This is a genomic window from Nodosilinea nodulosa PCC 7104 (assembly GCF_000309385.1).
In the GTDB taxonomy this organism is placed as follows: Bacteria; Cyanobacteriota; Cyanobacteriia; order Phormidesmidales; family Phormidesmidaceae; genus Nodosilinea; species Nodosilinea nodulosa.
Map to the genome: position 1 here is coordinate 1,166,364 of NZ_JH976537.1, position 21,299 is coordinate 1,187,662.

Below are 21,299 nucleotides of genomic sequence, written 5' to 3' on the forward strand. Positions count from 1 at the left end.
CTGCCAGTTCCCATGGGTCGGAAAGTAGTCGTCGAGCAGGGGTTGCACGTCCATCCGCTGCAGTTGGGCCAGCAACAGGGGAATATCGTCAACCCGTTCGGTGATAACGGTTAGGGGGGTATCCATAGCCCTAACCTATCCCAATTGGCTGACCTCATTTAAAAATGAGCGAACCGTGAGCAACAGATGAACCCAAATGCTTTTGGTCACCATAGCGGGCGTTTTGGCGGCAATCATCTCCATAGCTAAGGTGGTCTTGAGATGCCTGAGATTGACTTCGGTGGCCTGCCAGCGGAGGTGATAGAGTTCGGCCAATTTAGCTTTGCGATACCGCTTGGCGTCCATCAGGGTGGTCACCACTACGATGTTGGTCGGTCGAAACCCAGGCGTCTGAATGGAGAGAAAGACTTCGCGTACCTCAATCGACTCGGGTAAGGCTTCAAACTCCTCAGGCGAGAGGGCGTCGGGGCATTGCTTGGGGCGTTGCCACCGGACAATGTGGTCGCCAATCCCAAGCTTTTTGCCACGCCTGAAATCGCAGCGGCGCTGATGGTGCTCGCGAAAAACGGCATCGGCTCCCGTCAGCGCGACCCAGGCCAGATCCACATAGGTGCCATAGGCCGAATCGGCCACCACCACATCCTCTGGGCGCAGGGTCTGGTAAAGTTGGCGGGCTAAGCGCCACTCACTCACCCGAAAAGGAGCCATCGCTACCTCCAAGACCGCTCCCGTAGTCACGCAAAACCACACCTGAAGCTTCAACAGCGGAAAGCCACAGCCCGTCTTCTGATTGCTGTGTTGGGGATACGCCGCTTGATTGGCCTTGGTATCACTCATCAAGACCGTCGTGGCATCAAAGGCCTTGACTCGGCGACCACACCACCGTTGTTCCGGGGATACTTTCCGTTGTAACGCCCTCGTCACTCGCTTTAGTAGGGGTGGGAAAATGGACTCGCTCAGGCGCTTACGCGCTTTACTGTACCCCCCGGTATCGGCTGACGGCGGCTCTAAGCCCGCCAGGCTCATCCAGGCCACCACCCGCTTGACCGCATGGCTGAGACTGCCATCGACATCAAGAACTTGGGAGATCCAACTCCACAGCACTACCATTGGGGTGTAGAGCACTTGGCGATAGGCGATGCCTTGTTCGTCCACTACAGCCTGGACTTCGGCTTCCGGTAGAACCTTGGCAAAGGGTAGACCGATACTGTTTTGGTATTTCTCCTTGAGGACATCCGCACGATTCGGCATCATAGAGACATGGTTTTGGGCTTCGACGCTTCGATCTTTACAGATCAAGCGCTTGAAGCCTTTTCTGCTCTCTTATGTCAGTGCCATTCAGATATAGAACAAGTGCTTCGAGAAGAAAATACTCTAGATTCCTTCCCTGTTATTACAATTGCAGACGCTGATCGATTTTTAGCAGATCGAGTCTACCGAAATCGTTGTGTTGACCGTATCCTCGAAATCCTGCTGGATATTGAAACCTGGATGGGCGTTGGTCGTCTTTTTGTTCCATAACGGAGCTGAATCAATTCATCGGCGATTGGCCTGGGGAGCCATTATCGATTTAAGAATCAGTATTAGTCGCCGGATATTGATCAAACCGCTGCATCAAATCGAGTAGCTCCACTTGAGTCGGTTCTCGTCCGTCTTTGGTCAGTTCAGCCAGTCCCTCAAAATACTGCTCCCGTGAATCTGCTGGGCAGAACAGAATCAGCAGTGTTGCTGGTGTTTGTCCAGCATTAGAGAACCCATGCGGTGTGTTTTCCGGTACGAGAATGAAGGTTTTCGGTTCGGCAACAATGCGGCGATCGCCCAAAACAAGTTCAACGTTGCCTTCCACCACATAAAACGCTTCGGTCAATTCTTTGTGAATATGAGGGCTAGCGCCATCAGTTCCAGGTTCCATCACAAACTCAAACAGACCAAAGTGCCCGTGGGTTTCTTGGCCTGTTGCTTTGAAGGTACAAGTACTGGTGCGGATTTGTACTGTTTGCCCTTCACCCGGTTGCAAAATCAAAGGAAGTGACATAATTGCTCCTAGATGAGTGATTAGGAATTGCTGAAGTTGCTGTAGGTTGGGTTAGCGTTAGCGTAACCCAACAAAACCGTTACTAGTGTTGAGTTTTCTCCTCTGGGGACGCTAGCCCCAAAGGGGCTGCTTCGCCAACGCGAACGCTTCGCTCAACACCAACCTACAGCAAAACTTTTGTCAGTCAATCAGGTAGCCAAGTTAAAACAAAAGGGGGGCGATCGCGCGATCGCCCCCCTTTCACATACCAACTAGCTAGACCATTAGCCCAGCAGCGCCTTAGCTCGGCTCACCACATTCTCAACGGTGAAGCCAAACTTCTCCATCACCAGGCCGCCGGGGGCGGAGGCCCCGAAGCGATCAACGCCAATCACGTCGCCTTCGCCACCCACATAGCGGCACCAGCCCATGGTGATACCCGCCTCTACCGCCAGTCGCTTGGTCACCGCTTTAGGCAGCACAGACTCCTGGTAGGCGGCATCCTGGGCGTCAAACAGTTCCCACGAGGGCATCGAGACCACCCGCACCTTGGTGCCCGCCGACCGCAATTCCTTAGCCGCATCGACGCAGAGGCTAACCTCGCTGCCGGTGCCGATCAAAATCAGGTCGGGGGTGCCGTCGCAGTCGTCAACCGTGTACGCGCCCTTGGCCACGCCTTCGATCGAAGAACCGGGCAGGTTGGGCAGGTTTTGGCGGCTAAAGGCCATCAGCGTCGGGGTCTTGCGGTGCTCGACGGCGATCTTGTAGGCCCCCGAGGTTTCGGTGCCGTCAGCGGGGCGAATCACGATCAGGTTGGGGATGGCCCGCAGGGAGGCGATCGTTTCCACCGGCTGGTGGGTGGGGCCGTCTTCGCCCAGACCAATGGAGTCGTGGGTCATGACGTAGATCACGCCCGCCTGGGAGAGGGCCGAGAGGCGAATGGCCGCCCGCATGTAGTCGGCAAACACCAGGAAGGTGGCGCAGTAGGGAATCAGGCCCGAGTTGTGCAGGGCGATGCCGTTGCAGATGGCGCCCATGCCGTGCTCGCGGACGCCAAAGCGCAGGTTGCGGTTTTCGTAAGCCCCCTTCTGGAAGCTGCCGGAGATCTTCATCTCGGTCAGGTTCGAGTGGGTGAGGTCGGCGGAACCACCAATCAGCTCAGGGATGGCCGGGGCCAGAGCATTGATGGTCATTTCGGAGTTTTTGCGGGTGGCCAGGGCCTTGTCTTCGGGGGTGTAGGTGGGCAGCGCGTCGACCCAGCCCTCGGGCAGCTTGCCCGCCAGCATGCGCTCAAACTCGGCGGCCTCGGTGGGGTACTTGGTGCGGTAGGCGGCCAGGGTTTCTTCCCACTCGGCCTGGAGGCTGGCACCGCGCTCGATCGCCTTACGCATGTGGCTCAGAGCATCTTCAGGAGTTTCAAACTCGCCGTAGCTCCAGCCCAGGTTTTCGCGGGTGAGCTTGATCTCGTCGCCGCCCAGGGCCGCCCCGTGGACCCCGGCAGTATTTTGCTTGTTGGGGGAGCCGTAGCCGATAGTGGTGGTGACTTTGATCATCGAGGGGCGATCGGTGACGGCCTTGGCCGCTTCGATCGCTTTTGCGATCGCATCCAGATCGGTGTTGCCGTTCTCCACATGCTGCACGTGCCAGCCGTAGGCCTCAAACCGCTTGGCCACATCTTCGGTAAAGGAGATATCGGTCGAACCGTCAATGGAGATGTGGTTGTCGTCGTAGAGAGCAATTAGCTTGCCCAGGCCCAGGTGCCCCCCCAGGGAGCAGGCTTCGCCCGAAACCCCTTCCATGTTGCAGCCGTCGCCGAGGATGACGTAGGTGTAGTGGTCTACAAGGGTGCAGTCGGGCTTGTTGAACTTGGCGGCCAGGTGGGCTTCGGCCATGGCCAGACCTACGGCGTTGGCAATGCCCTGCCCCAGAGGGCCGGTGGTAACTTCGACGCCGGGGGTCTCAAAGTTTTCGGGGTGGCCGGGGGTGCGAGCGCCCCACTGGCGAAACTGCTTAAGATCATCGAGGTTGACGCTGTCGTAGCCGGTCAGATACAGCAGAGCGTACTGGAGCATGCAGCCGTGGCCCGCCGACAGCACAAAGCGATCGCGGTTAAACCACTGGGGGTTTTTGGGGTTAAACCGCATGAACTTATCCCACAGCACGTAGGCCATCGGGGCAGCGCCCATCGGCAGACCGGGGTGGCCAGACTTGGCCTTTTCCACCGCATCAATCGCTAAGAAGCGAATGGAATTAATACAGAGTTCTTCCAGGGATTGGGTTGCAACAGCCATAGGTTCAACAGCTTAACGACGGGTTTTTCGGAGCAGCACGCAGCGTTGGGAGTAGCCCTTGGGCTAACACGGTTAACGGTCTCGGTAAATCAAGACCCCACAAGACACCACACATTACCTTTGCCTTTCAGCAGACCCCGCAACCAGACGATTGTCAATACCCCCTGGTTTAGCAAGGCACAAAGCTCGGCGGCCTGAGAGCAGGGTTTCGGGACAGGAGTTTAGGTCATTATACCTACCAATCTGTAGCTCTAGCTACGGTATTTCTGAAACACCAGGGTGACATTGTGGCCCCCAAACCCAAAGGAATTGGAAATCGCCACCTCAATCGGCATGGGGCGGCTCTGGTTGGGAATGTAGTCGAGGTCACAACCAACGTCGGGGTCGTGCAGGTTGATGGTAGGCGGGGCAATGTCGTTGGCGATCGCCAGACAGGTGGCCACCCCCTCAATGCCCCCAGAGCCCCCCAGCAGGTGCCCGGTCATAGACTTAGTCGAGCTAACCGCAATTTTATAGGCCGCATCACCCAGCGCCGTTTTAATTGCCTGGGTTTCGGTGGGGTCGTTAGCGCCAGTGCTGGTGCCGTGGGCGTTGATATAGCTAATTTGCTCAGGCACAATGCCAGCATCTTTGAGGGCCATCTGAATGCAGCGAGCGGCCCCAGCGCCCCCAGGCACCGGGGAAGTCATGTGGTAGGCGTCACAGGTCATGCCATAGCCCACAATTTCGGCATAGATCGTGGCACCCCGACTGAGGGCGTGGTGCAGCTCCTCAAGAATCAAAATGCCGCAGCCCTCGCCAATCACAAAGCCGTCCCGGGTTTTGTCGAAGGGGCGACTGGCGGTGGCAGGGTCATCATTGCGGGTCGAAAGGGCGCGGGCTGAGGCAAAGCCTGCCACCGATAGAGGGGTCACCGCCGCCTCCGTACCGCCGCAGATCATCGCCTGGGCGTAGCCATGCTGGATCAGCCGAAAAGCATCGCCAATGGCGTTAGACCCGGCGGCACAGGCCGTCACAGGACAGGTGCTCGGCCCCTTGGCCCCCGTGTGAATGGCGGTCAGCCCCGCCGCCATATTGGCGATCATCATCGGAATCATGAAGGGGCTGCAGCGGCTGGGGCCTCGGGTCAGATAAATTTCCTGCTGGTCTTCTAAGACCTTGAGTCCGCCGATGCCAGAGCCAATGCAGGTGCCAATTTGCTCGGCGTTGAGATCGGTAATGGTGAGGCCCGAGTGCTTGAGGGCGCGCTGGCCAGCAATCACCGCGAACTGGGAGAAGCGATCCATGCGCTTGACTTCTTTCTTATCCAGAAAGTCGCCTGGGTCAAACCCCTTAACTTCCGCAGCGATCTGTGAGGCGTGCTGGGAAGGGTCAAAGTGGGTGATGCGGGCGGTGCCGCTGCGCCCGGCCACCAACCCAGCCCAGTACTCCTCCAGGCTGTTGCCAATGGGGGTAATGGCATCCATGCCGGTTACCACAACGCGCTTTGAGTCAGAGTTTGCCATAGCCAAATTTCAGGTAAACCAGAGGAGGGGCAAGGGGGGAGATGCGGCTGAACCCACGGCTTGGATAACCAACAGAGCGAGGTGCTAACCCCGCACCTCGCCTGCTGACAAGCTGTGACCTCGCCCGCACCCGATGTGTCCTAGGCGGCGGCTTTTTCTTCAATGAAGTTGACGGCATCTTGCACGGTGGCAATGCCTTCGGCGGCTTCGTCAGGAATTTCGACGCCGAACTCTTCTTCCAGAGCCATGACTAGCTCTACGGTATCGAGAGAATCGGCGCCCAGGTCGTTGGCAAAGCTAGCTTCGGGTTTAACGTCAGCCTCTTCAACCCCCAGCTGCTCGCTGACAATCTTTTTGACCTTTTCAAAAGTCTCTGCGCTCATGGTTCTCCAACGCCTCTTTGTACGGAATAATCGACAACACAAAACCTTATCATCCTGCGACCCCATCGAGACGGATCTTTGACGTCAAGCCCCAGCATAAGGCCGCCCAGTTGCGAGCATTTCTCCATAATATCGGAAAAGGAACCCTACCAAAACTCCGTCACCCGGTAGCCCAGTTCCCCCAGCATGACCCGCAGCAGAGGCAGGCTGAGACCGATTACGTTGCTGTGGCAGCCCTCAATTTTGTCGATGAACAAGGCCCCTTTGCCGTCGCTGGAGAAGGCTCCGGCACAGGCCAGGGGTTCTTCAGTATCGATGTAGTCGGTCAGGGTGGCGTCGTCGATGTCAGAGAAGTAAACGCGGGTGACGGCGCTGCGAATCAGCATTTGACCACCGGGGGCGATCAAGACATGGCCGGTGTGAATTTCGCCCATCTGGCCTCGCATCGCGCGCCAGCGGGCCAGGGCATCGGCCTTGTCGGTCGGCTTGCCGTAGATTTGCCCCTGAAACGCCAGCACTGAATCGCACCCCAGCACCAGGGCGTGGGTAAACTGCGGGGCGACTACTTCGGCTTTGCAGCGGGCGAGGGTGGTTACGTACTGGGACGGGGCCGTCAGCGCAACCTGGTCTTCGTCAAAATTGCTGGGGTAGACAAAGGGATGAATGCCCGCCCCTACCAACAGCGCGCGACGCCCCTTAGACGCCGAAGCAAGCACAAACTGGGGACGAGGAGACACAACCATAGTCAAAAAAACCCGGTTTCTACTCGGAGGATTGAGGGGATAGTTGGGGTGAAACAAGCCTGAAATTGGCAGGCCAGGTGCTCTAACCCTAAGACACCTTAAACGAGGCCACCGACTGCTTCATCATGTCTTTTACCTTCTCCCAGCGGCCCTCGTCGGTGGAGGCGTTGAAGGTGTAGAGCTTGCCGCGGCGCACGATCGCACTGGCCAGATTGTGGCGCGGCCCGGCGGGCAGGTCTGCCAGGTACTCCAGAATGTAGTAGGTTTTGTCGTCGACGGTGGCGATGCGCTGGGCACTGAGCAGGTCGACGGTGCTGTCGTCTCCGGACAGGGCGCTGAAGCTTTTGGAAAGTTTGTAGCCCACTTCGGTGGGCGTACCGAGGTCATCGAGGCCTTTGCCCTCCGGTACGTCACTGATGACTACGCTGACGTTCTCGGTCTCGTGGATGATGTCGTGGAACACGATGTCGGCGGCACCGGGCACGTTTACCTCAACCCAGCCGGTGGGGTACATAAATTCGTAGCCCGAGTACTGATCAGCATAGGCCTGTAGGCCACCGCCGCTGCCCACACAGCTCTGGAGGGTAACAGCAAAAACAAGTAAAAGCACTGTGGCCAGCCGCTTTAGCATGGGTTGAAGTCCTTGGATCGCGATCGTCAATAATTATTAATTGTCTCACAAGGGCTGCTCAAGCCTGCTTCTGAAAAAACAGCAGGTGCTGCTCGGGCAGGCTATCGTCCGTCTTGATCCACGTCAGCCCGACGGCGGCCATTTCGCGGCGCACCTGGGCTACGCTCATTTTGTGCAGCCGCTTGATCATCACCATGGGGTTTTCGGCTTTGTATTCGGCTAGCACCACCCGCCCACCGGGCTTGAGGGCGGCCACAACGGCCTGCATCATCTCGCGGGGATAGGCAAACTCGTGGTAGGCATCGACCATCAGGGCCAGGTCAATGGAGTTGGGGGGCAGGCTGGGGCTATCGGGCTGCCCCAGCACAGGCTCCACGTTTTTAATTCCCTTGGCGTCCAATTCTGCCTGGAGCATGGTCAGCATTTCGGGCTGAATATCCACTGCCAGAACGTTGCCCTGGGGCACCAGCGGCGCTATGCGACGGGCGAAGTAGCCCGTGCCAGCCCCAATATCGGCGACGACATCGCTGGGACTGAGGTCTAGGGCAGCGATCGCCGCCTGAGGCCGCTCTTGCAGCACCCGACTGGGGCGATCGAGCCATCCGGCTCCCTGGTGCCCCATGGTCTGGGCGATCTCGCGGCCCAGGTATATCCGCCCAATGCCGTCCTGGCTGGGCGAAACGGATTGATACTCACTCGTAGACTGAAGGGCTGTGGAGGCGCAGGCGGTCAGGCTCCAGAGCAAAAGAGCCAGGGCCAGATACCGCAGAACAGGCGGAATCGGCAGCGGCAGCCCGGGCAAGGAAACCCTGACCGAAGCGGGACTGGTCATAAACATTTACCGATGAAAACAGCAATCACTTGCCCGCCCGTCGATCCCGACCTGGTGCAGGATGCCGGCAGACCTCTATCAGGTCTCTGTCAGGCTTCTACCGGAGCGGGCGTAGCCGGTTCCAGTAAGGTAACCAAAGCTAAGTTCACCTGGTCTTCCGTGGGCTGACTGAGTTCGGCGCGCACGTTGGGACCAAAAAAGGATTCAATTTTGGCTTTTTTCTCTACCCAGGTGGAAAAGGGCAGCGCGGAGGAGTCAAACTCCAGCACCAGGGCGTAGTTGCCGTCAATTTCTGCTTCGTGGAGACCGCTGAGTTCGGGGCACTCTTGCCCCGAAGGACTCAGCCCCAGTTTTTGCAGGGCCACATCCAGGTGGGCTTCCTGGCCATAGCGGTAGCGGGTAACATCCTGGCGCACCTGATTTTGGGTGGGGGTGGCCTGCTCTTCGCGCAGTTTCAGTACCTCAGGGGGAGTCGGCTGGGTGTAGGGCGCAGGCTCTAGCTCCGCCGCCCGCAGCGCTAAACCGCCCAGGAGAACCGGAATGCCGTAGAAAAAACCAACCAGATTAAGGGTGGAGTTGTCCTGAAAGTAGGCGATAAACCCAACGATGGTGAGCACGCCGCCCACCGCTAAAAGCACCAGACTTAAATTGATTCGCCCTAACTTAATTCGCCCTAGCATACGGCCCCCAGCCAAACATTACGTTTTACTATCATGCCGTTTTGTGGCTGAGAAAGGTAGCAAGCCGCCGCCCTGTCGGCTGACTCAATGCACGCAAGGCAACTCCGCCATCTTCGCAATCACCGCCCCAGCGCCCCAACGCCCCACGCCCCACACCCCCTCCCCTGCCGCATCGTTTATGCTATCGATGAAGAGTTTTGAGAAAGGCTATGGAACTACAGGGCATTCGCGATCGCATTGCCACCATTCGATCGAAGCGCGAGGCGCTGATTCAGCTGCTGGAACAGCCGGACCTGGGCACCCTGCGCATTGATGTGAATCAGGCGATCGAAGAAATGGACGATCTGCTGGAGGAATTTGACCGTACCTTCCCGATGGGATGATAGGTTGAGATTTGGATTCGATTAGCCCTCAATAATTGGTCCCCAACAATTACTCACCTACCACTCTGCTCAACCCACTATGGCCACCAGCTACACCGTTGAAGTTCATCATCAGGGCACTACCCATACGCTCACCGTTCCGGACGACCAAACCATTCTAGGCGCGGCCCAGGCGGCGGGGCTAGATTTGCCCACCTCCTGTGGAGCGGGGGTTTGCACGACCTGTGCCGCCCTGGTGCTGGAGGGTGAAGTAGAGCAGAACGATGGCATGGGCGTGAGTAATGAGCTTCAGGCTGAGGGGTACGCGCTGCTGTGTGTGGCCTACCCCCGCTCAGACATCAAGCTGGAGACCGAAAAAGAAGATGTGGTTTACGCCAAGCAGTTTGGCCAGGGATGAGTCGCGACATCCCCGCCCAGCTAGGCCGTTGAACCGTAGCCGCAGGGTGGCACTGCCCACCATTGATGAATCTTTGCAGGGCGAAGACAGAGCAGGGGGAAGCACCCCGTTTTAGGCAGGGTTGCCCCGCTTGGATCAGGGTTCGGCGGTGGGCGGGGTCCACTATCCCGGACAGCTTGTATAGGGGGGGCAAGACGATGGCGCTGGCTACGCAATTCATCACGCTGAATATTAATTTGGGAGAGGTCCAGAGCGATCTGGTCACGGCGATAGAAGCAGCCCTGGCGGAGCAGGGTGAGCCCCTGCGGTGGGCGATTACCCAGGTGAACTCCGCCACCCAAACGGCCACGGTGGAAGCGGTGGTCACAACCCATTCCAACGCTTGACTGCCATGGTTGCTAACGGATTTAGTCGTCGTCCTTACACTGCGGTGCTGGTGGTGCCCACGGGAATTGGCGCGGCGGTGGGAGGGTACGCCGGAGATGCGCTGCCAGTGGCGCGGGCGATGGCCTCGGTGGTGGACACCCTGATTACCCACCCCAACGTGATGAACGGGGCGCAGCTGTACTGGCCGCTGCCCAACGCCTGCTATGTCGAGGGCTACGGGCTGGATCAGTTTGCGGCGGGGCGCTGGGGACTGCGCCCGGTGCACCGCAACCGGATTGGTCTGGTGCTGGATGCCGCGATTGAAGACGACCTGCGCTGGCGGCACTTGCAGGCGGCGGATGCGGCCCGCGCCACCCTGGGCCTGGATTTGACCGACTACGCGGTAACCGATGCGCCCCTGGGGGTAGAGCTGCGAACGGCCCCATCCGGGGCGACCTGGGGCACGATTCAGCGACCCGATAGCCTGCTGCGGGCGGCGGAGCGGGCGATCGCCGCCGGGGCCGAGGCGATCGCGGTGGTGGCCCGATTTCCTGAAGATACCGACGCTGAAGCGCTGCAAGACTATCGCCAGGGGCAGGGGGTAGACCCCCTGGCCGGGGCCGAAGCGGTGATTAGCCATCTGGTCGTGCGCACGCTGCGGGTGCCCTGTGCCCATGCCCCGGCCCTCAGCCCGCTGCCGCTTGACCCGTCGATTTCGCCTAAGTCAGCGGCCGAAGAGATTGGCTATACCTTTCTGCCCTGCGTGCTGGCGGGGCTAAGCCGGGCGCCGCAGTTTGTCGCTGGCCCTGCTTTGTTCCCTGGTCTGGGTCAGGGGAGCGCTACGCTCTGGGCTGACCAGGTGGATGCCATTGTAGTGCCCGCCAGCGCCTGCGGCGGGAGTGCGCTGCTGAGTCTGGCCCGAGGACAGCAGCGCCGGGCGCTGGCGATCGCCGTGGAGGCCAACGCCACGGCGCTGAGCGTCGGCCCCGAGGCCCTGGGCATTTCGGCGGTGCGGGTGGCCTCCTACCTGGAGGCGATCGGGCTGCTGGCGGCGCACCGGGCTGGGGTGCACCCCCAGGCGCTAACGGCCCAAATGCCCCAGCTCAAGGAGATTACCCCCGCCGCTGAGGTTCTTCCCTTGGGCAGATAGAAACCCCAGGCCGACTTTCTAAAATGGGTTCGGAGGAAGCTGATTGGGAGCTGGCCGTGGAACATCAATGGCTAAGCTGTTCCCCGATGGTGATGTTTCTCGCTCTGGCGGGAAATTTCTGCGGTGGCCCTGAACCCCAAGAGCCTCAGGAGATTTCAGATTGCCCGACGCGCCGAGAGCGGAGCGAGGGCGGGTAGTCTGCTGGTGCGATCGCCGCTGCTGCCAGCTGTTCCTGGCGCTGAGCAAGCTGATCCGGCCTGACCTCCACTATTGTCACAGGAGCATGTCATGCCAAAACGCACCGTCAACGTTCTACTTGTCGAAGACGACGAGGTGGATGTGATGAACGTACAGCGGGCCTTTAAGCGCAAGCGTATCGATAACCCTTTATACATCGCTGGCAACGGGCTGGACGCGCTTTCGATGCTGCGCGGCAGTGACTCCGAGCCTCCTTCGGTGCCTGACCACCGTCGGCTGGTGCTGCTAGATATCAACATGCCTAAAATGAATGGGCTAGAATTTCTCCAGGAGCTGCGCCAGGACAGCTCGCTGCGATCGACCCCGGTAGTGGTTTTAACGACTTCCGATGCCGATCAAGATCGGCTAGAGGCTTACCGTCTCAACGTGGCAGGGTATATTTTGAAACCAGTGACCTTTGCCACCTTTGCCGATGTCGTGGCGTCTCTAAACGAGTACTGGGCGCTGTGTGAAATTCCTTAAAGAAAGCCAGTGGCAGCCGTCGTGGGCCGCGGGAACAAAGGCTAACCGAATGGGTAAAGCGCTGGATATTTTGCTCGTAGACGACGATGCGGTCGATCGCATGGCCATTTGCAGGGCCCTCGATCGCGCTGACCTGGCCATACAGGTGACCGAGGTCAACAACGCCGAAGAGGCGATCGCTCGCCTGAGCAATTTCTCCTACGATTGCGTGTTTCTCGACTATCGCCTGCCCGAGCAAGACGGCCTTTCGTTGATTCGCCAGTGGCGGGCCGAGGGGGTAACCATTCCGCTGGTGGTGCTGACCGGCCAGGGGGACGAGCAAATTGCCGTTGACCTGATGAAAGCCGGGGCCAGCGACTACCTAATCAAAACTCGGGTGTCGCCCGATCGCCTGGCGCTGCTGCTGCGCAACGCCCTGCGGGTGTACGAGGCTGAGCAGCGGGAGGCCACCGCCCTGGCCCAGCTCCAGCAAACTAATGTACTGCTGCTCAAGCAAAACGAAGAACTAGAGGATCAGCGTCGCTTCATTGAGGACCAAAACCTCAAGCTGATAGAGGCCTACCGGGTCAAATCTGAGTTCTTGGCCACCATGTCCCACGAGTTGCGCACCCCCCTAAACGCTATTTTGGGGTTCTCACAAATTTTAGACAGCCAGTCGAAGGGGCCGCTGACCTCCCACCAGGCCGAAATGGTGAAGCGCATCTTTACCAACGGCAAAAACCTGCTCAACCTGGTCAACGACATTCTGGACCTGTCTAAGCTAGAGGCCCAGCGGCTGACCCTGACTCCCACCTCGGTGGACCTGCACGGGCTGGTGAAGGCGACGCTGTCCGACCTGCGATCGCTGGCAGACGGCAAGGCTCTAACCCTGGAGAGCACCCTGTCCCTCACCGATCCGGTGGTCATCCACGACGAGCACCGTCTGCGCCAGGTGCTGATCAATCTGGTTTCCAACGCGATCAAATTTACCGACTACGGCCAGGTGCGCGTCGGCCTAACGGACAGCGAACCCGGCCAGATCACCCTATCCGTTGAAGATACCGGCATCGGCATTGCCGAGGAGCAGCTGCCCCACATTTTCGAGGCCTTTCGCCAGGTAGACCAGTCCATTCGTCGCCAGCGCCCCGGCACGGGGCTGGGGCTGGCCATCGTGCAGTCGTTGGTGGCGGTCATGGGGGGCACCATTGCCGTCAGCAGCCAGCCCGGCCAGGGCACCACCTTTATCGTCACCCTGCCCCGCCAGATTCCTGCCCTGCCCTCGGGGAAGGCGTTTGGCGTCGAGGACTGGTGACTATTACTCGAAGGCTAAAATATGCCGACTATTCCAGCTCGCTTGGCGCCCTAGCTCTCCTGCTCCCTCGCGATTGACAATAGTCGTCAGCGATCGCCCCATCGACCTCAAATCCTCACCGGCCCGGCCCCTACTGACGGTAATATAGCTGTAGCCAGTCTGGACTGGGGCATTTCCCCTCACAACGGTCCAGCGCCCGCACGTTTCTGGATGTGCTCACCTAAGTGACTATAGCTATAACGTGAGAGAATAAAGGCCGCAAATTTTAGGAAACTGCCTGTGAAAGCTCTCGTAGTCGGCAGCGGTGGCCGTGAACATACCCTGGCTTGGTCGCTATTGGGCTCGCCCCGCATTACTGAAGTGGTCTGCGTGCCCGGCAACGGCGGCACCGCAGCCCTGCCCCACTGCCGCAACCTGGCCATGAACCCCGGCGACTTTGAGGGCATTGCCCGATTTGCCCTGGTCAACAATCTGGAACTGGTGGTGGTTGGCCCGGAGCAGCCCCTGGCCGACGGCATTGCCGACTATCTGCAAACCCAGGGGCTCAAAGTGTTTGGCCCCTGCCAGGCCGGAGCCCAGATCGAGGCCAGCAAAGCCTGGGCCAAGGCGCTGATGGTGGAGGCGGCCATTCCCACCGCCAGGGCCGAGGCCTTTAGCGATGAGGCGGCGGCCCTGGCCTACCTCAAACAGGCGGGTGCTCCGATCGTCGTCAAGGCCGATGGGCTGGCGGCGGGCAAGGGCGTGACCGTCGCGCAAACCCTGGAGGAGGCTAATCAGGCGGTGAGCGATGCCTTTAGCGGTCGGTTTGGCGCAGCGGGTCACCAGGTCGTCATCGAAGAGTTTATGACAGGGCAGGAGGCGTCGGTGCTGGCAGTCACCGACGGGCAAACCATTCGCCCCCTGGTACCGGCCCAGGACCACAAGACCATTGGCGAGGGCGATACCGGGCCCAACACCGGCGGCATGGGAGCCTACGCCCCGACCCCGGTGGTGACGCCCGAGCTGATGGCGCGGGTGCAGAGCGAGGTGCTGGAGCCCGCGATCGCCACCCTGCGCCGCCGGGGCATCGACTATCGCGGCGTGCTCTATGTTGGCCTGATGATTACCCCTGAGGGCATCCCCAAAGTCGTCGAATTTAACTGCCGCTTTGGCGACCCCGAGACCCAGGCGGTGCTGCCCCTGCTGGAAACCCCCCTGGAGGAGGTAATGCTGGCCTGCATCGAAGGACGGCTCGACGCCCTGGACCTGCGGTGGAAGCCGGGGGCCGCGGCCTGCGTAGTGGTGGCCGCCGAGGGCTATCCCGACAGCTACCCCAAGGGCATGGAAATTTTTGGCCTTGAGGAGGCCGCCGAGACGGGGGCGCTGGTGTTCCACGCTGGCACCCGCCGCCGGGGCGACAGCACCGTAGCCGACGGCGGCAGGGTGCTGGGGGTGACGGGGATGGGAGATAGCTTTGAAGCGGCGATCGCCAACGCCTACGAAGCGCTTGACAAAATCTGCTTTGAGAACATGTACTACCGCCGCGATATTGGCTATCGGGTGAGAGGGTGAGGGGGTGAGGGGGTGACGGAGTATTAAGCCCCTACTCCCCTGCCCTCCATCTCCCCTGCCCCTCATCTCCCCTGCTCCCCCATCTCCCCTACGCCTAAACTCTCCGCTCCACCACCAAAGTCAAGCTCTCCCAACTGCCCCGGTCATTGTAGGTACGAATGAGCCGCTGCCGCAGGGTGGGATTGATCAGCCAGCCCACTTCTAAAAAGAACGGCTGCCCCGACTGAATTTCGGTGGGAAAGGTGGCCGAGGCACCGCTGGGCAGCAGCAGCACCGTGACCGGCTGGCGGCCCTGGTCAAACCGTAGGGCTGACCCGACAAGCTGACCCTGGGATTGAATTGCGGGGCTTTGGCCAAAGCTAAGGGTTTGGGTGACTGAATCTGCCCCGGCGGGCTGAAGCTCCAGGCGGGTGGCCATGGTTCGCGGGGGCTGAAAGTCGGGAAACACGGTTTCCGCTTCGCCCACCCAGGTGCCCAGGAGCTGATCGACCGAGAGATGGGGGCGCTGAACCGGGTCCGTACCGGCCAGATGTTCGCGAATGAGGGTGAGGCTGCCCAGAACGGGCTGCTTGGGATAGATTTGGGCCAGGCGCAGGCGGCTCGCGCCGCGCTCCGTCCCGGAATTGCTGCTGTGAATGAGGCCCAGCTCGGCCCCAAAGTCGCTCACCGGACTGCGCTGAATGGAACCCTGGGAAAATGCGCCGGTTTCGCAAAACATCACCCCACGCCCCAGGGAGCTGTATTCCAGCACCGTTTCGCTGGGCGGCTGGCCAGGCGGCATTTTGCGAATTTCCTGGCGCATGGTGTTGCCCCCGTTGAGGGGAATTAGCGCCACCTCTGAGGGAATGTCTTGCTGAACTTGCCCCTCGGGAGATATTTGGGTAAATGAGCCTACCCAGGTGCCCTGATTTTTGAGCAAACGCGCCCACTGAGAGGACGGAGCAGGGGTCGCAGAGGTCATGGCAGCACGGGAGACGTAGGAGGGACAGTTCAGGCCTGCATCTGGCTGACCAGGTGGGGAAGCTCGGGTAAAATCAGCGCCTCCATGGCCAGGGTGACGGCATTGCTGGAGCCGGGTAGAGAGAAAATCAGCGTCGATCGGTAGACGCCGGCCACGGCGCGGGAGGCCATGGCGCGGGAGCCAATCTCCTGAAAGCTGAGCTGGCGAAAAATTTCCCCAAAGCCGGGCAGGGTTTTCTCCAGCAGGAGGGCGATCGCATCGTAGGTGGTGTCGCGGGGGGCAATGCCGGTGCCGCCTGTGAGAATGATGCAGTCGATCTCGGCCTCCTGGGCCAGGGTTTGGCACAGGGGACCAATGCGAGCAGGTTCGTCGGGCACGATGCGGTAGTCGTGCACCCGATGGCCCGCTGTGGTCAGCAGGGTTTGAATGATCTGCCCGCTGCGATCGCTCTCTACGGTGCGGGTATCGCTCACCGTAACCACCGCGCACCGCACGGGCCGCGACAACACCTGGGGATGGGCCATGGCTAGGGTTACTAACTCTTGGTAAAGCCCAGACCGTTCTGCTCGGCGTAGCGGTTCATAAACCGCATAAAGCGATTCCACTCGGCTTCGCTTTTCATCACGTAGGTGGCCTCAATGCCCGCCGGTTCGCCGTTGACAAATTTTCCGTTGACGTCGCGGCTGGTCATCTCGCCCTCTTCGTCCACCAGGTACATGCCGGTGATCTCAACCCCATCCTGCTGGGAGAGCGCCTGGGGATGATCGAAGTAAAAGGTCGCCGTGCCGTCTGAGCCATCCTTGGCGCGGGTGAGCCGCACGTCGGGAATAACGGGTTCTGCGATGCCACGGGAAAATTGAATCTCGGCCATGCCAAACGTCCTAATCTAAGGTTGTCATTTATAAAGATTTATTCTCGCACGATACCGGAACTGGAGCAGGGGCCTGGGGCTAAACTCTGGCCGGGGCCATGCCGCGATCGCGCCCCGGGCCGTAGCCCGACGGCTTTGTCAGGCCGCCCTAACCCTTGGGAGGGCTACTGTGAAGGGGGATTGCTCGGACCATCGCCCATGGGATCGCCCATCGGGTCTCCGGTGGGATCGCCGTTCAGCACCGTCAGCGATTCGGCCAGGGCAACGCCCTGCTCGGGGCTAATGTCTTGGCATTCTTTGAGCGCCTCAAACAGCTCGCCAATGTAGCTGGCCCCAATCAGCCGATAGGCTCCGGAGCTGCCGATTAGCCAGTCGGTGAAGAGGTTGGCGTCGCCAAACTTGGCCCTCAGGTCGGCATCGGTGAAGGGGCCGTAGTGGAGGTTGTAGTCGCGATCGCCGAACAGCGGCGGATGGATAGGGGCGCTGTTTTCGGTGGCCGGGGGAGCATCAAACCCTGCGGCGGCAAACTCGACGGCGAAGCACTGGCGGCTGTCGTTCTGGTAGACCACCAGGTAGCTGGGGCCGCTCTGGTCCACCCGCATTTCGACAATGGCAAAGGATGGCGGCACCTGCCCGGGCACCACGACATCCACCCCCAGGCTGGTGAGCTGGCTGGTCTGGCTCGGCGACATTTGGGCCAAAAAGGCACCCTCCGGCGGTGGGGGTGGGCCGCCGCTCGGTCCAGCGGCATTGAGAGGAGTCGAGGTGTCAGCGAAATTTTGCCCCTGGGAAGTCTGCGGTTGACCGTTGCAGGCGGTGAGCAATCCCACTATCAGCAGCGCCGTAATTATCTTTGCCAGTTTGGTTGCCATGGTTCCGAAGTATCCTGCGAACGGTTCTCTCTGCAAACGGTGCCGTGGTCATCCTATCGCGGGGCCAAATGGGGCATGGGCCGGTCCATCACCGGGGAGACCAAGGTCTGAGTCCTGCGGCCAAACCCCTCAATCCAGGTTAAACCTATGGCATGATGAACCCCATTACCCTGGAGCCTGAATCCGTTGCGTAAGCTGCCACCTCTGCCTGTTTCGGTGAAAGTGTTCTACGGTGTGGGGGAGCTGGCGGCGGCGGTGCCAGCCAGCCTGTCGGCGTTCTTTGTACTCTATTTTTTTACCACTGTGGCGGGGCTGAGTCCGGCGCTGGCGGGGGCGGTGCTGCTGTTTGGCCGCGTCTGGGATGCCATCAATGACCCGATGATTGGCTGGCTCAGCGATCGCACCCAGTCGCCCCTGGGCCGCCGCTACCCCTGGATGCTGGGCGGCGTGATTCCCCTGGCGATCTGCTCGGTGCTGCTGTGGACGGTGCCGCCGTTTCCAACCGAGGCGGGGGTGTTTGTCTACTACATTGTGCTGTCGATCTTTGCCTTTGCTGCCTTTACGGCGGTGCAGCTGCCCTACACGGCCCTGTCTGCCGAGCTGGCCGACGACTACGACGAGCGCACCGATCTCATCGGCATGAAGTCGGCTTTTAGCATTGGCGCCAGCATTGTGGCGCTGCTGCTAGCCCAGGCGGTGTTTGCGCGGGTGGCCGACCCGGCCCGCCAGTACTTTATTTTGGGGGTGTTGTCGGCCAGCCTGGCCGTGGTAATGATTGGTCTGTGCGTAGCGGGCACCTACCGCCGCTACTGGCAGGTGCAGCGGGGCCGACCCCGACTGGCCACCGCCGCCAGGCCGCCAGCCCTGCTGCCCCAGTTGCGCAGCGTGTTTAGCAACCACGCCTTTCGCCAAATTTTGGGCCTCTACCTCTGCGGCTGGATGAGCGTGCAGGTGACGGCCGCCATGCTGCCCTACTTTGTGGGCGCCTGGATGGGGCTGCCCGCCACCCACTTTGCCCAGATGGCGCTGGCGGTGCAGGGAACCGCGATCGCCATGCTCTGGGGCTGGGACTGGGTGGCCAAGCGCACCGGCAAGCGCACGGTGTTTTTGATGGGGGCACCGCTGGCGGCGATCGCCCTGGGCGGCCTCGCCACGGTGCAGCCGGGGCAGGTGATCTGGATGTATACCCTGAGCGTTTTGGCGGGGGTGGGGGTGGCGACGCTGTACATGGTGCCCTTTGCCATGCTGCCCGATGTGATTGACCTGGATGAACTCAACACCGGCCTGCGGCGGGAGGGGCTGTACTTCAGCGCCCTGGTGTTTTTACAAAAGCTGGGGCTGGCCCTGGCCCTGTTTATTTCGGGCCAAATTTTGGGCTGGACGGGGTACATCGCCAGCGCTGAGACTCAGCCGGTGGCGGCGCTCAACGCCATTCGTCTGCTGATTGGCCCCCTGCCCGCCCTGCTGCTGGGGGTGGGGCTGTGGTTTTGCTACCGCTACCCGATCAGCCGCGATCGCCACCAGCAGATTCTCCTGGCGCTTGAGGAAAAGCGGCAGCAGCGCTTCGATACCGAGACATCCGTCGGCTCCGACAGCCCAGCCTAGGGCGGTTGGGTGGTTTAGACCTTGCCCCCAGATGGTCCAGGTATGGTCTAGGGGCTGCTGTGGTTTGACGGCTGCTGCCCCAGGCGAGGCTCGGTACCGGCCAGCAGGCGGTCAATGTTGCCCCGGTGGCGCAGAATGACGTAGGTGGCCCCCAGAATGCCCAGCACCACGTAGGGCAGCGGCTGTCCCGTGGCGACCATCAGCACCATTGCCGCGATCGCCGCCGCGATCGACCCCAGCGACACAATTCGGCTGAGGGCCAGGGTAAGGCCAAAGGCGGCGGCGGCCCCCAGGGCCACCGGCCAGGCCAGCCCAATCAAGACCCCCAGCCCGGTGGCCGCCGACTTGCCGCCGGTAAAGCCAATCCACACCGATTTGCTGTGGCCGACGAGGGCCAGCAGTCCGGCCAGCATGGTGACCCAGGGCTGCCACTGGGGGGCCACTGGGGCCAGGGCGAGGATCTGGGGCCAAAGGGCGATCGCCAGCAGCACTGCCAGCAGCCCCTTGAGCAGATCGACCACAAGCACGGCGATCGCCGCCCCTTTGCCCACCGTTCGCAGCACGTTGGTGGCCCCGGTCCCCCCCGAGCCGTACTGCCGAATATCAATACCCTTGACCCATCGAGCGATCAAATAGCCCGTGGGAATTGAACCCAGTAGGTAAGCTGCCAACAGCAGCAGCACAATTGCTAAAACCGCCAACGCCTATGTCCTCGTGCGTAAAATTCTGTGCCTGAGATGCCGTGCCTGAGATGCCGTGCCTGAGATAGTGGCGCATAAACCAGGGTCTTCAGCACCATCCCCAAGCCCCATAGCCCGGTTCTTGCGCGGGTCAATACCAGTCTAGGGGGATCGGTACCCCCAGTTGGGCAAGAGTTTAGCAATCCTTATTATGGCTGTCGCGCCAGCCTGCCCAGTCGCGAGGGTCGGGGCTACTGGGGCAGTCCTTCAGCCGCCGCGCAGAGCCGCTCAATCACCTGCTCGGCGGTGATCAGTCGCTTTAGCACCACTTGCCCAAACGGTCCACTGCTGGCGCTTTCCGGCTTCACCTCGACCATCAGAACGGTCTCTTCCACCTGGTACAGCCAGAGGGTTTCTCCCTGCTCTTGAATCGATAGGTTGAGACGGCGCATGTGGGGCTTGCGCTGCCAGCCCAGCTCATTCCACAGGCCCCCAAACTCCCACACCCGGCCCGTCACCCAACCGTCAGAAAGAAAAAAGTACTTCACCGCTCACTCTGCCACACCAGTGTATCAATGGCATTATGCACTGTGATGACCGATTGGCCGCAGCCTTGCGCGATTTAAATACCATCGAGAATTATCCTGGCCAGGTCTATGCTCACCAGCTCAACCCTGGCAAGAACCCCCCATCCCCCCATTCCCCATCACCCCACCTCCCCATCCCCTCATCCCCTCATCCCCTCATCCCCTCATCCCCTCATCCCCTCATCCCCTCATCCCCTCATCCCCTCATCCCCTCATCCCCTCATCCCCTCATCCCCTCATCCCCCCACCTCCCCCACCTCCCCACCCATGCTCCAAATCCTCACCCTCGACCACCTGGTGATGACCGTTACCGACATTGACCGCACCTGCGAGTTTTACCAGGCCGTGCTGGGCATGGAGCTAATCACCTTTGGGGCGAGCCGCAAGGCCCTGCGCTACGGAACCCAAAAAATTAACCTGCACGCCGCCGCGACACCCCTGGCTCCCCACGCCCAGGCGCCCACGGCAGGCTCTGCGGATTTGTGCTTTTTGGTGTTGCCGCCGCTGGAGAAAGTGCTGGCCCACCTGCAAACGCTGGGGGTGCCGGTTCTGCTGGGGCCGGTGCCGCGCACAGGGGCGACCGGGCCGCTGGTGTCGATCTATATCCGGGACCCCGACGGCAACCTGATCGAACTCAGTGTTCCAGCCGATGGGCGATCGCTGTCAGAGGCTGGAACCTCAGCCGCTGGGCAAAAAAATGGGCAACCGTCCGGATCGCCCCGGCCACTGGCGTAGTAAGGAAAGGTAGATGCACCCTGATTGTTAAGCCCTGGGATACCTGGAGGG

At 60.6% G+C, this 21,299-nt stretch carries 25 protein-coding genes; 10 read left to right on the forward strand and 15 right to left on the reverse strand.

The window, feature by feature from the left end; all coding sequences use genetic code 11:
- Positions 1 to 135: 135 nt before the first annotated feature.
- On the reverse strand, positions 136 to 1,254 hold the full coding sequence (locus LEPTO7104_RS36735) for an IS4 family transposase (RefSeq protein WP_225886927.1): 1,119 nt from the start codon (positions 1,252 to 1,254) through the stop codon (positions 136 to 138).
- Between the two features lie 6 nt (positions 1,255 to 1,260).
- On the opposite strand from LEPTO7104_RS36735, the gene LEPTO7104_RS41140 reads away from it, so the two are divergent.
- Complete coding sequence (locus tag LEPTO7104_RS41140) at positions 1,261 to 1,521, forward strand: hypothetical protein (RefSeq protein ID WP_083887006.1); 261 nt, start codon at positions 1,261 to 1,263, stop codon at positions 1,519 to 1,521.
- Between the two features lie 49 nt (positions 1,522 to 1,570).
- On the opposite strand, the gene LEPTO7104_RS37945 is transcribed toward LEPTO7104_RS41140, so the two are convergent.
- The 8 genes from LEPTO7104_RS37945 to LEPTO7104_RS0105095 form a co-directional block, all read right to left on the reverse strand.
- Complete coding sequence (locus tag LEPTO7104_RS37945; RefSeq protein WP_071527190.1) at positions 1,571 to 2,035, reverse strand: cupin domain-containing protein; 465 nt, start codon at positions 2,033 to 2,035, stop codon at positions 1,571 to 1,573.
- Positions 2,036 to 2,298: 263 nt separating this feature from the next.
- Positions 2,299 to 4,305, reverse strand: a complete 2,007-nt coding sequence (gene tkt / locus LEPTO7104_RS0105065; RefSeq protein ID WP_017297466.1) for a transketolase — start codon at positions 4,303 to 4,305, stop codon at positions 2,299 to 2,301.
- Positions 4,306 to 4,556: 251 nt separating this feature from the next.
- The gene (gene fabF, locus LEPTO7104_RS0105070) at positions 4,557 to 5,810 is read right to left on the reverse strand and encodes a beta-ketoacyl-ACP synthase II (RefSeq protein WP_017297467.1); all 1,254 of its coding nucleotides are present in this window, start codon (positions 5,808 to 5,810) and stop codon (positions 4,557 to 4,559) included.
- Positions 5,811 to 5,950: 140 nt separating this feature from the next.
- Positions 5,951 to 6,193 carry an acyl carrier protein gene (locus LEPTO7104_RS0105075; RefSeq protein WP_017297468.1) on the reverse strand — a complete coding sequence of 81 codons (243 nt, stop codon included), beginning with the start codon at positions 6,191 to 6,193 and terminating at the stop codon, positions 5,951 to 5,953.
- 146 nt (positions 6,194 to 6,339) lie between these two features.
- Positions 6,340 to 6,936, reverse strand: coding sequence for a Maf family protein (locus tag LEPTO7104_RS0105080; protein WP_017297469.1), 597 nt, complete (start codon positions 6,934 to 6,936; stop codon positions 6,340 to 6,342).
- An 88-nt stretch (positions 6,937 to 7,024) separates the two neighbouring features.
- Positions 7,025 to 7,567, reverse strand: coding sequence for a photosystem II reaction center PsbP (psbP, locus tag LEPTO7104_RS0105085; RefSeq protein ID WP_017297470.1), 543 nt, complete (start codon positions 7,565 to 7,567; stop codon positions 7,025 to 7,027).
- A 58-nt stretch (positions 7,568 to 7,625) separates the two neighbouring features.
- Positions 7,626 to 8,405, reverse strand: coding sequence for a class I SAM-dependent methyltransferase (locus LEPTO7104_RS0105090; RefSeq protein WP_017297471.1), 780 nt, complete (start codon positions 8,403 to 8,405; stop codon positions 7,626 to 7,628).
- Between the two features lie 83 nt (positions 8,406 to 8,488).
- A complete protein-coding gene (locus LEPTO7104_RS0105095; protein WP_017297472.1) occupies positions 8,489 to 9,079 on the reverse strand; it encodes a DUF2854 domain-containing protein in 591 nt (196 codons plus the stop codon).
- Positions 9,080 to 9,288: 209 nt separating this feature from the next.
- On the opposite strand from LEPTO7104_RS0105095, the gene LEPTO7104_RS41145 reads away from it, so the two are divergent.
- The 7 genes from LEPTO7104_RS41145 to purD all read left to right on the forward strand — a co-directional run bounded on the left by LEPTO7104_RS41145 (position 9,289) and on the right by purD (position 14,937).
- Complete coding sequence (locus tag LEPTO7104_RS41145; RefSeq protein ID WP_017297473.1) at positions 9,289 to 9,462, forward strand: hypothetical protein; 174 nt, start codon at positions 9,289 to 9,291, stop codon at positions 9,460 to 9,462.
- Positions 9,463 to 9,541: 79 nt separating this feature from the next.
- Positions 9,542 to 9,859: a 2Fe-2S iron-sulfur cluster-binding protein gene (locus LEPTO7104_RS0105105; RefSeq protein ID WP_017297474.1), complete on the forward strand. Its 318-nt coding sequence runs from the start codon at positions 9,542 to 9,544 to the stop codon at positions 9,857 to 9,859.
- Positions 9,860 to 10,056: 197 nt separating this feature from the next.
- Complete coding sequence (locus LEPTO7104_RS0105110; protein ID WP_017297475.1) at positions 10,057 to 10,245, forward strand: hypothetical protein; 189 nt, start codon at positions 10,057 to 10,059, stop codon at positions 10,243 to 10,245.
- 5 nt (positions 10,246 to 10,250) lie between these two features.
- Positions 10,251 to 11,375, forward strand: a complete 1,125-nt coding sequence (locus LEPTO7104_RS32825) for a DUF3326 domain-containing protein (RefSeq protein ID WP_040695293.1) — start codon at positions 10,251 to 10,253, stop codon at positions 11,373 to 11,375.
- 288 nt (positions 11,376 to 11,663) lie between these two features.
- Entirely contained in the window at positions 11,664 to 12,095 is a 432-nt protein-coding gene (locus LEPTO7104_RS0105120; protein WP_017297477.1) for a response regulator, read from the forward strand.
- Positions 12,096 to 12,144: 49 nt separating this feature from the next.
- Positions 12,145 to 13,386, forward strand: coding sequence for a hybrid sensor histidine kinase/response regulator (locus LEPTO7104_RS32830; RefSeq protein ID WP_017297478.1), 1,242 nt, complete (start codon positions 12,145 to 12,147; stop codon positions 13,384 to 13,386).
- 279 nt (positions 13,387 to 13,665) lie between these two features.
- Positions 13,666 to 14,937 (forward strand): phosphoribosylamine--glycine ligase, encoded by a 1,272-nt coding sequence (gene purD / locus LEPTO7104_RS0105130; RefSeq protein ID WP_026072389.1) that lies wholly within the window; start codon positions 13,666 to 13,668, stop codon positions 14,935 to 14,937.
- A gap of 94 nt (positions 14,938 to 15,031) precedes the next feature.
- Here the strand turns inward: purD and LEPTO7104_RS0105135 are convergent, their stop codons facing one another.
- The 4 genes from LEPTO7104_RS0105135 to LEPTO7104_RS0105150 all read right to left on the reverse strand — a co-directional run bounded on the left by LEPTO7104_RS0105135 (position 15,032) and on the right by LEPTO7104_RS0105150 (position 17,641).
- Complete coding sequence (locus tag LEPTO7104_RS0105135; RefSeq protein WP_040695294.1) at positions 15,032 to 15,898, reverse strand: DUF3598 family protein; 867 nt, start codon at positions 15,896 to 15,898, stop codon at positions 15,032 to 15,034.
- Between the two features lie 29 nt (positions 15,899 to 15,927).
- Positions 15,928 to 16,422: a MogA/MoaB family molybdenum cofactor biosynthesis protein gene (locus tag LEPTO7104_RS0105140; protein ID WP_017297481.1), complete on the reverse strand. Its 495-nt coding sequence runs from the start codon at positions 16,420 to 16,422 to the stop codon at positions 15,928 to 15,930.
- A gap of 11 nt (positions 16,423 to 16,433) precedes the next feature.
- Positions 16,434 to 16,769, reverse strand: coding sequence for a photosystem II reaction center protein Psb28 (gene psb28 / locus LEPTO7104_RS0105145; protein ID WP_017297482.1), 336 nt, complete (start codon positions 16,767 to 16,769; stop codon positions 16,434 to 16,436).
- 164 nt (positions 16,770 to 16,933) lie between these two features.
- Positions 16,934 to 17,641, reverse strand: coding sequence for a hypothetical protein (locus LEPTO7104_RS0105150; protein ID WP_017297483.1), 708 nt, complete (start codon positions 17,639 to 17,641; stop codon positions 16,934 to 16,936).
- A gap of 186 nt (positions 17,642 to 17,827) precedes the next feature.
- On the opposite strand from LEPTO7104_RS0105150, the gene LEPTO7104_RS32835 reads away from it, so the two are divergent.
- Entirely contained in the window at positions 17,828 to 19,246 is a 1,419-nt protein-coding gene (locus LEPTO7104_RS32835) for an MFS transporter (RefSeq protein ID WP_225886928.1), read from the forward strand.
- Between the two features lie 47 nt (positions 19,247 to 19,293).
- On the opposite strand, the gene plsY is transcribed toward LEPTO7104_RS32835, so the two are convergent.
- Both plsY and LEPTO7104_RS0105165 read right to left on the reverse strand, forming a co-directional pair.
- Positions 19,294 to 19,947, reverse strand: a complete 654-nt coding sequence (gene plsY / locus LEPTO7104_RS0105160; protein WP_017297485.1) for a glycerol-3-phosphate 1-O-acyltransferase PlsY — start codon at positions 19,945 to 19,947, stop codon at positions 19,294 to 19,296.
- Positions 19,948 to 20,177: 230 nt separating this feature from the next.
- Positions 20,178 to 20,474, reverse strand: coding sequence for a hypothetical protein (locus tag LEPTO7104_RS0105165; RefSeq protein ID WP_026072390.1), 297 nt, complete (start codon positions 20,472 to 20,474; stop codon positions 20,178 to 20,180).
- A 306-nt stretch (positions 20,475 to 20,780) separates the two neighbouring features.
- Here LEPTO7104_RS0105165 and LEPTO7104_RS32840 point away from each other — a divergent pair, with 306 nt between their 5' ends.
- Positions 20,781 to 21,248 (forward strand): VOC family protein, encoded by a 468-nt coding sequence (locus tag LEPTO7104_RS32840; RefSeq protein ID WP_017297487.1) that lies wholly within the window; start codon positions 20,781 to 20,783, stop codon positions 21,246 to 21,248.
- Positions 21,249 to 21,299: the final 51 nt, after the last annotated feature.